Origin of the sequence: Janthinobacterium kochi (assembly GCF_051380715.1) — a bacterium.
In the GTDB taxonomy this organism is placed as follows: domain Bacteria; phylum Pseudomonadota; class Gammaproteobacteria; order Burkholderiales; family Burkholderiaceae_D; genus Janthinobacterium.
In genome coordinates, this window is the sequence record NZ_JBNYXO010000014.1 from 19,602 (window position 1) to 33,792 (window position 14,191).

Below are 14,191 nucleotides of genomic sequence, written 5' to 3' on the forward strand. Positions count from 1 at the left end.
GCAGTCATGAAAGAAAAAGCCACCATCCGGGTATTCATCGCCGACGATCACGCGATCGTGCGCGAGGGCTTGAAACAAATCCTCGCCGATACGAAGGACATCATCGTTGCCGGCGAGGCTGAAAATGGCCACGATGCCATCAAACTGTTCCGCGGCTCGAAATGCCAAGTGTTGCTGCTCGACATCTCCCTGCCCGACCGCAGCGGCATCGAGGTGCTCAAGCAGATCAAGAAGGAAAAGCCGGAACTGGCTGTGCTGATGCTCTCCATGCACCGCGAGGACCAGTACGCCATCCGTTCGCTCAGGGCGGGCGCGGCCGGCTACCTGACAAAACAGAGCGCGCCGCGCGAACTGGTGACGGCCATCCGCCAGGTGGCGCAAGGTTTGAAATACATCAGCGCCTCGCTGGCGCAGGAACTGGCCAACACGGTGGGGGAAGACCACGAAACGGCCTTGCACGACACGCTGTCGGACCGCGAATACCAGACGCTGGTCATGATCGCCTCGGGCAAGGCCGTGGGCGCCATCGCCGAAGAGCTCAAATTATCCGTGAAAACCGTCAGCGAATACCGCGCCCGCTTGCTGGTCAAGATGAAACTCAAGAACAGCGCCGAACTGACGCACTACGCCATCCGCAACCAGTTGGTGGATTGACTGCAAAGCGGCATGCCCGCTGGCATCGGGCGAATTGACAGGACTTATCCTTGCTTCTCGCACAATAAGTTCTTTGCCAACTCGCCTATCATGGGGATAATGAGAAATATCTGAAAAGGCTGCGCCTACATGTCCAGTAAATTGCCAACTCCACCAGCAAGCGCTCCCGCTGGCGCCACGAATACCGCCGCCGGTGCGGCGATGAACCCGGCCGATATCGCCCGCGAGGCGTTTCGCCGCCTGGCCACGCGCCGCATCGCCCCGACACCCAGCGCCTACCGCGACATCTATAATGAAATCGCCGGCATCAGCGAACCGGATGAGACGCCAGGTGCGCCTGCGGCGGTGCTGGCCGCCAGCGCACCGCTGGACGGCGGCGCGGAAAACGTCCTGACGCAATTTGCCGCCAGGATGAGCGAATCGGCGGGCGAACTGGGCGACTTTGGCCGGCGCTTCCAGCGTGCACTGAAAGCGCGCGACTGGGACAGCTATGCGCGCACGTTGGCGCAACTGGCGGAAAAACAGGTCAAGAAAGGCGGCGGCATCGAATTGCCGCCCCTGCCGGACGGCGAACAGACGCGCACCCTGCGTGAATTGCTGAGCCGCACCCTGGGCTTTGCCGTCGCCACCTTGCTGACGGGCACGCCCGCGCTGGTGGAAGAAGCCGAATCGCTGGGCGCGGCCATCAAGCTGGCGCATACGGAAGAGGCGCTGAACGAAGCAGCCGTGCGCCTGAAGCAGCTGTGCTACCAGATCGAACTGAAAAGCGGCGACACGGCCGAGCAGCAGGAATTGCTGCTGCGCCTGTTCAAGTTGCTGCTGGACAACGTCAGCCAATTGCTCGACGACGACAGCTGGCTGCGCGGCCAGGTCGATGCCGTGCAAAACCTGATCGCCGGCCCGCTGGACCAGCGCGCGCTGGAAGACGCCACGCGCAGCCTGAAGGAAGTCATCTACAAGCAAAGCCAGCTCAAGCACAGCCTGTCCGACGTCAAGCTGACGGTCAAGAACATGATGATGACCTTCATCGACCGCCTGGGGCAAGTGGCGGCCAGCACGGGTGACTTCCATGAAAAGATCGGCGGCTATTCGGAAAAGATCAGCCAGGCGGAAAATATCAGCGAATTGAACAGCGTTCTCGACGAAGTCTTGCGCGAAACGCGCATGGTGCAGAACGAAGCCCTGCGCGCACGCGACAAGATGGTGCTGGCGCGCCAGGAAGTGCAGGATGCGGAACAGCGCATCCACACCCTGGAAGCGAAGCTCCAGCATATGAGCGAACTGGTGCGGGAAGATCAGCTGACAGGCAGCCTGAACCGCCGTGGTCTGGACGATGTGTTCGAGCGCGAGACGGCCCGCTCCGACCGCCGCGGCACCCCGCTGTGCATCGCCATGCTGGACCTGGACGATTTCAAGCGCCTGAACGACACGTATGGCCACCTGGCTGGCGATGCCGCCTTGAAACACCTGGTGAAAATCGTCAAGGAAACCCTGCGCTCGATGGACGTCATCGCCCGTTTCGGCGGCGAGGAATTCCTCATCCTGCTGCCGGAAACCACGGTCGATGCGGCCGCCTCGACCATGACGCGATTGCAGCGCGAGCTGACCCGGCATTTCTTCCTGCACGACAACGAGAAAGTCTTGATCACCTTTTCCGCCGGCGTGGCCCTGCGCCTGCCCAACGAAGACCAGGCCGAGCTGGTCAAGCGCGCCGACCGCGCCATGTACCAGGCCAAGCAGACGGGCAAGAACCGCGTGGTGGTGGCCGACTGAGCCCGGTCCGCTGCACGACATGCCGTCCCGCTACCCAGCCGGACGGCATTTTTCATGGCAAAAACGACAACACTCTTACTCCCTTCAGCACTCCGATAGCGTCCGGGCGATATAAAAATAAAACTATTTTTACCCTCAAGTTTCCCTAAATCATGTCGTCTAACGCATGGCTAGCGACAAACTGAAGGGCTAAAAATTAAAATTTAAAGCGCTTTTCGCCATAAATTTTCCCGCAGAGCAACCGTTACCCTAAATAACAGCGGCTTGATTGTCCCGGAACAGCGGGGCAGGCCAAAGTGACTAGCACATAGCGCAATGTAGTACCTGTTTGGAGAAACATCATGGCTGCAGTAATTAATACCAACATCTCGTCCCTGAATTCGCAACGCAATCTGTCGACCTCGCAATCGGCCCTGAGCACCTCGCTGCAACGCTTGTCCTCCGGCTTGCGCATCAACAGTGCCAAGGATGATGCTGCTGGTCTGGCGATTTCCGACCGTATGACCTCGCAAATCCGCGGCATGACCCAAGCCACCCGCAATGCCAACGACGGCGTCTCGCTGGCGCAAACGGCTGAGGGTGCACTGTCGAGCTCGGGCGACATCTTGCAACGTATCCGCGAACTGGCAGTACAGTCGTCGAACTCGACCAACTCGTCGAGCGACCGTCAGGCGCTGCAAACCGAGGTGACGCAACTGAACTCAGAGCTGAACCGTATCGCAACGACCACCTCGTTCAACGGCCAGGCACTGCTCGATGGCACCATGGGTACGGCCAACTTCCAGGTCGGCGCCGATGCCAACCAGTTGATTTCCGCCAACGGCGCGAACTTCCTGACCAATACGTACGGCAATAACCGCATTGAAAATAACGCTGTTGCGGCCAAACTGACCACGAGCAACGTCGTTGCAACCAAAGATATCACCGTCAACGGCAAACTGGGTAACGACAAGTACACCACAGTCGCCGGCGATACCGCCAAATCGATCGCTGCCGCATTGAATGCCAAAACGGCAGCCACCGGCGTCACTGCCAGCGCAAAGACCGAAGCCAACCTGGGCCTGGGCGCGGAATCGTACTCGTTCAAATTGAACGGCGACAATGCTGCACCCGCTGACGCTGTGACTGTGTCGTTCACCGTCACCGGCGCCGCCAACCAGGCTACCGACTTTGCCGCCGGCATCAACGCGATCAATGCACAAACCGCCAAAACGGGGATCACGGCAAGTTTTGACGCCAAAAATCCAGGCATCAAGTTGAGCAATTCAAATGGTTCCGACATCCAAGTGACCAATGGCACCACGGCCGCCGCCAAGCTGGACGTGAAAACCTACAATCTGGATGGCACGACCTCGGCGGCGGCAGATGCCAAGGCCATAGCTGCCGTTGGCATCGCCAATGGCAGCGTGACGTTCGATTCGGACAGCAGCTTCTCGGTGACCGATGCAGGTTCCGGCCTGGGTCTGGGTGCAGCAGCTGCGGCAACCACGAATGCCGGTTCGGCGCTGAAATCCGTTGCATCGCTGGACGTCACGACGTTTGCGGGTGCTCAACTGGCCTTGAAGATCACCGATGCGGCACTGTCGACGGTCAATAGCCAACGCGCCCAATACGGTGCCTTGCAATCGCGCTTTTCTTCGGCCATTTCGAACCTGCAGTCGACGACGGAAAACCTGTCCGCTTCGCGCAGCCGCATCGTCGATACCGACTTTGCATCGGAAACGGCAAGCCTGACCCGTGGCCAGATCCTGCAACAAGCTGGTACGGCGATGTTGGCGCAAGCGAACTCGTTGCCTAACGGCGTGCTGAGCCTGCTGCGCGGCTAATCTTCGGTTAGTCTCGTGACATCGCGGGACTCAGGTTCCCCTGCCGAATTTTTTCGGCAGGGGAATTTTCACTAGGAGAGCAACCATGACTATTGACACGCTAGCGGCCGCCTCGGCCAGCCGCATCGACAAAAGTTACGCCCCGGCAGACATCACGCCTGCGCGTGCCACAGCATCTCGCAGCACCACTGGCGCCGCGCAAGCGCAGCAGAATGAGCAGGAACCCAGCCGCGCACAATTGGACCAGGCGGTATCGGAACTGAACCAGTCATCGCAAATCAAGACACAAGGCCTGGAATTTTCCATCGATGAAGACAGCCTGCGCACCGTGATCAAGGTGATCGACCAGGAAACCAAGGAAGTCTTGCGGCAGATCCCGACCAAGGAAGCCCTGGAGCTGGCCAAGACCTTTGCGACAGCCAAAGGCGCCCTGATCAGCCAGAGTGCCTGACGGATGAGAAGCGAGCCGTACGCGCCGCCATGTCTCGCCATGCTTCAGCACGACACCGGGGTCCGCCAGCCAGTCTGCCGGGCCCCGCATTGCATTACTCGGCGGCTTCTAATTTCAAGCACACCGGGCCGCATTTTTCGCCGAATTGAAAACAGCGCGGTAAATCCCCCTCTCAAGTCCTGATTGATTCTGCCGATAACAGCTTATATTAGTGTTTTCCTAGGAGCATGCAGTGGCCATCACACCAACCTTATCCTCGCCGGGCATCGGCAATAGTATGCTGGACGTCAATGCCATTATCGAGAAGCTGATGACGGCTGAGTCGGCGCCGCTGAATCTCTACGACAAAAAAACGGCATCCTACCAGTCCAAGCTAAGCGCTTTAGGTACACTGGGCGGATCGATAAGCACCTTCCAGAACTCGCTGTCGTCGCTGACCAATTCGAACAACTTCCGCGCCGTCAGCGCTACGCCGTCAGATCTGCTGGTGCTGTCAGCCAGCGCTGGCGCCAAGGCCGTGGCCGGCACTTACAATATCAATGTCTCGCAACTGGCACAGGCGCAGACCCTGACGTCAGGTGGCATGACCAGCAAGCTGTCGACCATCGGCCTGGGCGCCAAGACTACGATTTCCTTCCAGCTCGGCGCAGCCAGCGGCGGCACCTTTGGCAGCAAAGGCACGGCACTGAGCGGCGGCACACTGCTGACCGGCGTCAGCAACGGTTCACTGAGCATTAACGGCACGGCCATCCCCACCGATGCCAGCACAAAAAGCGCACGCACGCTGGCCGATGCCATCAATGCCAAGAGCAGCACCACGGGTGTCACGGCAACGGCCCAGCCAGCGAGCAGTGCTGCCGCCATGTTCGGCACGTACGGCAATGTTGCCACCAGTGGTAGCGGCAGCAGCTATTCCCTGTCCGTTGGCGACATTGAAATCATCTCGCAAGGCGAAAATGTGGCCGCAGGCGCGGGCATCACCGCCGCCAGCCTCGATACGACGCTGGAAGGACCAAATGCCGTTTCGAATGCGCTGGCCGCAGCCAATATCACGGTGACGGGCAAGGCTGCCAATGGCACCTTACAATTTACGCGTGCCGACGGCTCCAACATCAATATTGAAGAAGTCGTCACGGGCGGCGTCAGCGGCGGCATCGGCAAGGCCGCGGGCGCAAGCAACGCCGGCTCGAATGTGACGATTGCCAGCGCCATCACCCTGGTATCAGGCAACGCCAGCCCCATCATCATCGCCGGCAGCAATCCGGCCGCCGCAGGCCTGACCGCAGGCACCGTCGGTAGTTACATGGATGCCGGCTTCACACAGGACGCGACGCAAGCAACGGGGTCGATCGTTATTGATTCCACCAACAATACTTTGCAAGGCATACGCGACGCCATCAACAATGCCGGCCTGGGCGTCACGGCCAGCATCGTTTCCGACGGCACGGACAAACCGTTCCATCTGGTGCTCAGCTCAAGCAAGACGGGCGCCAATTCAGCCATGAAAATCTCGCTGAGCGGCAGTGATGGCCAGCCCGCAGACAGCGCCCTGGAGTCCTTGCTGGCCTACGATGTTGGCGGCGCGCAGAATCTGAAGCAGAACAGCGCCGCACAGAACACCATGTTCAGCGTCAACGGCATCCCCATCACCAGCAACTCGAATAGCGTCGACACGGCAATCGAAGGCATTACCCTGAACATCGCGAAGGTCGGCAGCAGCAGCCTGTCGGTTGCCAAGGATACCACCACCGTCAAGACCAGCATCAACTCCTTCGTCAAGGCATACAACGAACTGAACACGGCGATCGGTAAAATGACGGGGTACAATCCCGAGACCAAGAAAGGCGGCGTCCTGCTGGGCGACTCGACCGTCCAATCGATCCAGAGCCAGCTGCGCCGGCAGCTGGGGGCGCCGATCACCGGTTTGAACAGCGGCCTCAGTACCCTCAGCCAGGTCGGCATTTCTTTCCAGAAAGATGGTAGCCTGGCACTGGACACAAGCAAACTCGACAAAGCTATCAACGCCAACTTTTCCGATATCGCCGGCCTGTTCTCTGCCATCGGCAAGACCAGCGACAGCAACGTCGCTTTTACTAGCTCGACAACAGCCACCAAGCCCGGCACGTATGAACTGAGCATTACCACCATGGCCAGCCAAGGCTCGCTCACCTCGACTGGGGTGCTGGGTGCCAGTACGACCATCGCCAGCGATACTACTTGGAACGTGACCCTGAACGATACGGATCCTTCGGTCGCTAAAAACACGGCCCAGGTGACGATACCGGCAGGCACCTACTCACCGGCTCAGCTGGCGGCGCTGGTGCAATCGTCGATCAATGGCGTGAAATCCTTCTCGGATAATGGCGCAACCGTGTCAGCCTCAATCGATGGCGCGGGCAAGCTGGTCCTGGCATCGAGCCGCTATGGCTCCGTCTCGAATCTGGCCTTGAGCAACGGCACGGGAAGCGGCATTGAAACCTTGTTCGGCACCGCCCAGCCCGTCAAGGGCGCCGATGTGGCTGGCACCCTGGGTGGACAACCGGTCATCGGCTCAGGCCAGACGCTGACGGGCGCGCCAGGTTCGCCGTCGGAAGGCTTGAAAATTGAAGTAACAGGCGGCACGGCAGGCCCGCGCGGCACCGTCAGCTTTTCGCAAGGCTATGCCTACCAGTTGAACAACCTGGCCACCTCCTTCCTGGGGACGGACGGCATGATCACCGGCCGCACGAATGGCATCAACGAAACCCTGAAATCGGTGGCGGCGCAGCGCGACAAGTTCAGCGAAAAGCTGAGCACCGTCGAAGCGCGCTACCGCGCCCAGTTCTCGCGCCTGGACGTGTCCCTGAGCAAAATGCAGACCACGCAAACCTATTTGACACAGCAGCTGGCCGCCATCGCCGCCAACCGTTAAGCCCAATCATCAGGAGAATTAAATGTTTGGAACCCAACAACGCGGCGTCAATGCCTATGCCAAGGTCGGCCTGGAAACGGGTATCGTCTCGGCCTCGCCGCACAAGCTGATCGTGATGCTGTACGACGGCGCCCTGGTGGCCGTGCTCAGCGCGCAAGTGCACATGAAATCGGGCAATATTCCGGAAAAGGGCAAGTCCATCTCGAAAGCCATCCAGATCATCGACAATGGTTTGCGCGCCAGCCTGGACAAGGAAGCGGGCGGCCAGATCGCCGAGGGCCTCGACGCTCTGTACGAGTATATGAGCGCGCGCCTGCTGACGGCCAACCTGAACAACGATATTACCCTGCTGGAAGAAGTGCAGCGCCTGCTGACCGACTTGCGTGAAACCTGGAACGCCATAGGCACCATGCCCGCCGCCATCCCCGGCGACGATTTGAAACGTATGCCCAGCCTTGCGAGCGCCTGACCCATGATGACCCATCAAGAAGTTCTAACCACCTACGAAACCATGCAGTCCCTGACGGGCCGGATGGTGACCGCCGCCAGCAACGCCGACTGGGACGCGCTCGAAGCGCTGGAGCAGCAAGTGAGCGCGCATGTGGAAGCGCTGAAGGCGAATGAAGAAAAAGTCGTGCTGGAAAGCGCCGGCCGCCAGCGCAAGGTCGCCCTGATCAAGCAGATATTGGAAGATGACCGCAAGATCCGCGACCTGACCATGCCGTGGATGGCGCATTTGTCCAAGCTGATCAACAGCACCGGCACCGAACGGCGCTTGGCCAACGCCTACGGCGCGTAAGCGCCCACGGGGGCGCCATGTTGCCGAAGATGGAAGCCATCGGCATGACGCCCCTGACCCCGGTCAAGGGCGCGCGGGCGGCCGATGCCGTCGCCGACCCGCGCCAGGCCGAGTTCCAGCGCTCGCTGCAGGGACTGATCGGCAAATCCATGCAGGGCCAGGTGCTGGCCCGCATGGGCGATGGCAGCTACCTGGTGCGCGTCGCCGGCACGCCGGCCCGCATGCAATTGCCGGCCGGCGCCCAGCCAGGCTCGGAAATTCCGCTGACCTTGATCGGCATCAATCCCCGCCCCTCTTTTCAAATCGGTACTCACCGCGATCAGGCCGCCAGTCCACTGCTGACCTACGCCGACGCCGATGCAGAACCCGACGCAGCCGAAGCGCGCGGTCCCCAGGCCGGTGCCGCCCAGGCGGGCACGCGCGCCAGCAGCACGGCCGCCACCCAGCTCAGCCGCGCCCCCCTGACGCCAGCCAATTTGCTGCCCGCCCTGGCAGGCGATACGCCGGCACCGGAACTGAGCACCACCGCGCGGGCCATCAGCACTGTGCTCAGCCAGGCGGAAAGCGTGCCCGGCGCGCCCCTGGCGCTGGTCGGCAAGACGCCGCTGATGGCCACGCCGGGAGCCGATCCCGCGCAAGTGGCGCAAAAACTGCGCGACACTGTCGGCAGCAGCGGCTTGTTCTATGAATCGCATGTGGCCGAATGGGCAGAAGGCAAGCGGCCGCTGGCCTCGCTGCTGCTGGAACCGCAAATGCAAAAGGCCCCACCGGGCGAGACGCCCAGGACGGGCACCGACCTGGCCTCGGCGCAACTGATCAATTTGCAGCTGCATACGCACGAACAGGCACGCGTACAGTGGCAGGGCGAAGCCTGGCCCGGCCAGAAGATGCAGTGGGATATCAGCCAGGATGCGCCGGAAGGCCAGCAGCACGCTGGCACGCAGGCCGACGAGGACGCGACGGCCTGGCGCAGCAATGTGCGCTTCCAGTTCCCCCTGCTGGGCGACCTGGCCGCGCACGTAGTCTTGCAAGGCGGCCGCGTGGCGATCCAGCTGCAAGCGGGCAGCGAAGGCAGCGCCGAGACCTTGCGCCAGCATGCGGCGCGTCTGGAAGCGTCGCTCGAGGCGGCTGGCTGGCCCCTGTCGTCCCTGAGCATCGCCGGCAAGCCGGAGGTGATCGAAGCGCCAGCAGCGGAGATGACAGCAAGAGTCGCAGCAGGAGAAGGCGATGCTTGACGACACCAAGCGCAAGGTGCCGCAGACGGCCGTCGCCCTGGCTTACCAGAGCGGCACGCCGGCGCCCAAGGTGGTGGCCAAGGGCAGCGGCCTGATCGCGGATCAGATCATCAGCACGGCGCGCGAACACGGCGTCTTCGTGCATGAATCGAAGGAATTGGTGGCGCTGCTGATGGATGTCGACCTGGACCGCCAGATTCCGCCCGGCCTGTATCGGGCGATTGCGGAACTGCTGGCCTGGTTATATCATATTGAATCTGCGAAGGGCGGCCCCATCCCGCCGCCGCCCGACACCAGCGTCAATCTCACCGATACATAGACAGGCATCAATGCAAGCACATATTATGGATTCCGGCCTCGAAAACTGGCATGACTTTGAAGTGGAATCGCGGCGTGAAATCATCGCCTTGCTGCGCAGCATCAGCGAAAAGAACCAGCTGATACGCATGCTGATCCACGGAGAATCCGATGTGTGCGTCACCTCCATCCTGGACGTCGATGCAGGACACAATACCGTCATCCTCGACCGTTCCGTGAACGCCGACCAGAACCGGCGCATGGTGGCCGCCAAGAGCATCTCGTTTGAAACCTCGCTCGACAAGATCCGCATCCTGTTTGCCAGTGCCCAGGTGGAAGAGTGCAATTACGGCGGTACGCCCGCCCTGAAAATTGCCATTCCTGAAACATTGATCCGCTTGCAGCGGCGCGAGTATTACCGCATGAGCACGCCCGTGAGCAATCCCGTGCGCGTCTCGATTCCCCTGCCGCCCTCGCTGGGCGGCGCCGACACGCCGTTCCCGCTGGCCGACATCAGTTGCGGCGGCATCGCCATCCTCGACAATAAACTGATGCTGGGCGAGACCATCGGCAGGGACTATCCCGGCTGCCGCATCGACTTGCCCGACGTCGGCATCGTCACCGCGACTTTGCAAATTCGCAATTCGCTGGACATGACCTTGCTGAACAACAAGCTGAACCGCCGCCTCGGCTGCCAGTTCGTCGACCTGCCGCGCAGCATGCTGGCGCACGTGCAGCGCTATATCACGCGGCTGGAGCGGGAGCGCAACGCACGGATGGCTGGACTCAGCTGATAACCCAGCCGAAAGCTGGGGTCAGACCCGCCGGGTCTGACCCCGGAATTTGCCTTTGGGGTAAATTAAACTTAAACCTGCATATTCATGATCTCGTGATACGCCGATACGAGCTTGTTTCTCACCTGCACCGTCGCCTGGAATTCGATGCTGGACTTTTGCATCGACACCATCACATCCGACAGGCTGACCTTTTCGTCGCCCATGGTAAAGCGCTGGCCCAGCGCCGACGAGGCCTTTTGCGCGCCGCTCACGGAGTCCAGCGCGCTCTTGAAGGCATCGGCAAAATTCACCTTCGCCGCCGGTGCCTCGCTCTGGATCGCCGGTATTTTCGCCTCCGGCCGCGTGGCCGCCGACTTCAGTTGCGCGATCATCGCCTCGATCCTGCTGCTATCGATACCGCCTGTTTTCACTTTGCCTCCCGATTCTCGTCTAATCCTGCCTGTTGCTTCTGGAGAACAAAACTCCAGTCAGCAAGGCAACGACGGGTACAATAACTTCCGTCACCTGTTGCCAAGGTTCCACAATACCAGCGCCAACGCCAGCCGCTCGGCCGAGCAGGCGGCAAAAGCGCCTTCTGTTTGGACGATTGAAGCGCGTGACAGTGGCGGATAATTCTGCATATCGCCCCCTCCTCCTGAGGAAGCGGCCCCCACGCATCACCGAATACCCGTCAATAACACGCGCCCCGGAAGGCAATCATGGCTGTAGCCGAAGAAATCGATGTGAACCGCATACCGCAGGAACCGGCGCCTGCCCGTTCGCCCGTGGAGTCCGTGCAAGCCTTCGCCAAGACGCCGATGGGCAAGAATTTCCTGCGCGGCCTGGGCGTGGCGGCACTGATCGCCATCGGCGTGGCCCTGTACATGTGGAACCAGCCACCCGAGTACAAGGTCCTGTTTTCCAACTATACGGACCGCGACGGCGGCGCCATCACCGCGTCGCTGGACCAGCTGGGCATCAAGCACAAGTTTTCCGAAGGGGGCGGCGCCATTCTCGTGCCCACCGAGCAAGTCCACGATGCGCGCCTGAAACTGGCCGCGCAAGGCTTGCCGAAGGGCGGCAACGTCGGCTTCGAGCTGATGGAAAACCAGAAGCTGGGCGTCTCGCAATTTCTGGAACAGGTCAATTTCCAGCGCGCGCTCGAAGGCGAACTGGCGAAGTCGATCGAATCGGTGTCCGCCGTCGAAACGGCGCGCGTCCACCTGGCCTTGCCAAAGCCTTCCGTCTTCGTGCGCGAACAGCAAAAACCGACCGCCTCCGTGCTGCTGAACCTGCACCCGGGCCGCGGCCTGGACCAATTGCAGGTGAGCGCCATCGTGCACCTGGTGGCGTCCAGCGTGCCGGAATTGCTTCCAGTCAATGTCACCGTGGTCGACCAGGCCGGCAGCCTGCTATCGAACCAGGAAAAGGACAAGGACCGCGCCAACGGCATCAAGAGCCTGGACCCGAACCAATTAAAGTACGTGCAGCAGTTGCAACAAAGCGTGATCAAGCAAGTCGAATCGATCTTGCTGCCCATCGTCGGCGAAGGCAATGTGCGCGCCGAAGCGACGGCCGATGTGGATTTTTCGCAAAGCGAGCAGGCGGCAGAAACCTACAAGCCGAACTCGCCGCCGGAAGCGTCCACCATCCGCAGCCAGCAAACGAGCGAATCGACGGGCGCCGGCAATGCCAACCCGTCCGGCGTGCCGGGCGCCCTGTCGAACCAGCCCCCCGGCGTGGCCACGGCGCCATTGACGGCAGAGGCACCGGGCGCCGCAACTGGCGCACCGACGGCACCGACCCAGAAAGAATCGACGACAAATTACGAAGTTGACAAGACCGTGCGCTACGAACAGAAATCCATGGGCGGCTTGCGCCGCCTGTCGGTGGCCGTCGTCGTCAACTACCGCCGCAGCTTCGACAAGGATGGCAAGGTCACGGTCAAGCCGATTTCCCCTGCTGAAATGGTGCAGATCAATAATCTGGTCAAGGAAGCGATGGGCTACAACAAGGAGCGCGGCGACAGCTTCAGCGTGGCCAATTCGCCCTTCGACGGCATCGACCGCGCGCCGGAAGGCAAGCTGGAGTGGTGGCGCGACCCGGCCAACTTGCCGCTGGCCAAGGAACTGGCGAAATTCCTCATCACGGCCCTGATTCTGCTGTATATCTTCATCAAGATCGTGCGCCCGATGCTGCGCCCCGTGATGCGCAAGATCGACGATTTCGGCGCCCCACCGCCCGTCATCGAGCCGGAACTGGCCAAGGATGGCGAAGCAAACGAAGTCCTGCTCAGCGAAGCCGAGCTGGAAGAACTGGAAGAAGATACGGCCCGCGGTTATCGCGAAAACCTGGCCATGGCCAGGAAACTGGCACAGGAAGACCCGCGCGTGGTGGCCAATGTAATCAAAGCATGGATAGGCAATAATGACTGAGACAACGGGACTGCAAAAAGCATCCATCCTGATGCTGGCACTGGGCGAGAGCGAAGCGGCCGAGGTCATGAAATTCCTCGGCCCGCGCGAAGTGCTGAAACTGGGCGCCGCCATGGCCACCATGAAGGGCATCGCGCACGAGCAGGTGGTCGAGGTGCTCGACGACTTCCGCGCGCAGACGGAACTCAATTCCACGGTCGGCCTCGATTCGGACGAATACATCCGTCAAGTCCTCACCAAGGCGCTGGGCGACGACAAGGCATCCGTGCTGCTGTCGCGCATCCTGGGCGGCAAGGATGCGTCCGGCATCGAATCGCTGAAGTGGATGGATTCGCAATCCGTGTCCGAGCTGATCCGCAACGAACACCCGCAGATCATCGCCACCATCCTGGTCCACCTGGAGCGCGACCAGGCGTGCGAAATCCTCGGCCATTTCACGGATCGCCTGCGCAACGACGTCGTCTTGCGTATCGCCACCTTGGACGGCGTGCAGCCAGCCGCCTTGCGCGAACTCAACGATGTGCTGACGAAACTGCTGTCCGGTAACGAGAACATCAAGAAATCGTCGCTGGGCGGCGTGCGCGCGGCAGCCGAGATCCTCAACTTCATGAGCGGCGAGCAAGAAGGCTCCGTCATGGACAATATCAAGAACTACGATAACGACATGGCGCAAAAGATCATGGACGAAATGTTCGTGTTCGACAACGTGATCGACATCGACGACCGCGGCATTCAATTGCTGCTGCGCGAAGTGCAGTCGGAAATGCTGATCATCGCCCTGAAAGGCGCCTCGCAAGAGCTGCGCGACAAGATCTTCAAGAACATGTCGCAGCGTGCCGGCGAGATGATGCGCGAAGACCTGGAGTCGAAAGGCCCCGTGCGCCTGTCGGAAGTGGAATCGCAACAGAAACAGATCCTGCAAATCGTGCGCCGCCTGGCGGACGAAGGGCAGATAGTACTGGGTGGAAAAGGCGAGGATTCGTTTGTCTAATTTAATACCCAAAGAGCAACAAACCGCTTACCAGCGCTGGGAA

At 60.8% G+C, this 14,191-nt stretch carries 13 protein-coding genes; 12 read left to right on the top strand and 1 reads right to left on the bottom strand.

All coding sequences use genetic code 11. The features are described from left to right. Positions 1-6 precede the first annotated feature (6 nt). From ACQ4WL_RS23300 to ACQ4WL_RS23345, 10 genes are all read left to right on the top strand, one after another. Complete coding sequence (locus ACQ4WL_RS23300) at positions 7-654, top strand: response regulator (protein WP_436511882.1); 648 nt, start codon at positions 7-9, stop codon at positions 652-654. Positions 655-783: 129 nt separating this feature from the next. Continuing rightward, positions 784-2,427, top strand: a complete 1,644-nt coding sequence (locus ACQ4WL_RS23305) for a GGDEF domain-containing protein (protein ID WP_436511883.1) — start codon at positions 784-786, stop codon at positions 2,425-2,427. Positions 2,428-2,768: 341 nt separating this feature from the next. Beyond that, the gene (locus ACQ4WL_RS23310) at positions 2,769-4,253 is read left to right on the top strand and encodes a flagellin N-terminal helical domain-containing protein (RefSeq protein ID WP_436511884.1); all 1,485 of its coding nucleotides are present in this window, start codon (positions 2,769-2,771) and stop codon (positions 4,251-4,253) included. 85 nt (positions 4,254-4,338) lie between these two features. Continuing rightward, the gene (locus ACQ4WL_RS23315) at positions 4,339-4,704 is read left to right on the top strand and encodes a flagellar protein FlaG (protein WP_436511885.1); all 366 of its coding nucleotides are present in this window, start codon (positions 4,339-4,341) and stop codon (positions 4,702-4,704) included. 232 nt (positions 4,705-4,936) lie between these two features. Continuing rightward, positions 4,937-7,615 (top strand): flagellar filament capping protein FliD, encoded by a 2,679-nt coding sequence (gene fliD / locus ACQ4WL_RS23320; RefSeq protein WP_436511886.1) that lies wholly within the window; start codon positions 4,937-4,939, stop codon positions 7,613-7,615. Positions 7,616-7,637: 22 nt separating this feature from the next. Further along, a complete protein-coding gene (gene fliS, locus ACQ4WL_RS23325; RefSeq protein WP_436511887.1) occupies positions 7,638-8,084 on the top strand; it encodes a flagellar export chaperone FliS in 447 nt (148 codons plus the stop codon). Positions 8,085-8,087: 3 nt separating this feature from the next. Continuing rightward, on the top strand, positions 8,088-8,414 hold the full coding sequence (locus ACQ4WL_RS23330; protein ID WP_436511888.1) for a flagellar protein FliT: 327 nt from the start codon (positions 8,088-8,090) through the stop codon (positions 8,412-8,414). Between the two features lie 17 nt (positions 8,415-8,431). After that, positions 8,432-9,649: a flagellar hook-length control protein FliK gene (gene fliK / locus ACQ4WL_RS23335; protein WP_436511889.1), complete on the top strand. Its 1,218-nt coding sequence runs from the start codon at positions 8,432-8,434 to the stop codon at positions 9,647-9,649. After that, positions 9,642-9,968 (top strand): EscU/YscU/HrcU family type III secretion system export apparatus switch protein, encoded by a 327-nt coding sequence (locus ACQ4WL_RS23340; RefSeq protein ID WP_219115004.1) that lies wholly within the window; start codon positions 9,642-9,644, stop codon positions 9,966-9,968. The genes fliK and ACQ4WL_RS23340 overlap by 8 nt, the downstream gene beginning before the upstream one ends. Positions 9,969-9,993: 25 nt before the next feature. Further along, positions 9,994-10,740 (top strand): flagellar brake protein, encoded by a 747-nt coding sequence (locus ACQ4WL_RS23345; RefSeq protein WP_436511890.1) that lies wholly within the window; start codon positions 9,994-9,996, stop codon positions 10,738-10,740. Between the two features lie 71 nt (positions 10,741-10,811). Here ACQ4WL_RS23345 and fliE read toward each other — a convergent pair whose 3' ends face one another. Next, entirely contained in the window at positions 10,812-11,153 is a 342-nt protein-coding gene (fliE, locus tag ACQ4WL_RS23350) for a flagellar hook-basal body complex protein FliE (protein WP_495542732.1), read from the bottom strand. 288 nt (positions 11,154-11,441) lie between these two features. On the opposite strand from fliE, the gene fliF reads away from it, so the two are divergent. Together fliF and fliG are read left to right on the top strand one after the other, a co-directional pair. Next, a complete protein-coding gene (gene fliF / locus ACQ4WL_RS23355) occupies positions 11,442-13,157 on the top strand; it encodes a flagellar basal-body MS-ring/collar protein FliF (protein ID WP_436511891.1) in 1,716 nt (571 codons plus the stop codon). After that, positions 13,150-14,148, top strand: coding sequence for a flagellar motor switch protein FliG (gene fliG / locus ACQ4WL_RS23360; protein WP_034787109.1), 999 nt, complete (start codon positions 13,150-13,152; stop codon positions 14,146-14,148). Before fliF ends, fliG begins: the two co-directional genes overlap by 8 nt. Positions 14,149-14,191: the final 43 nt, after the last annotated feature.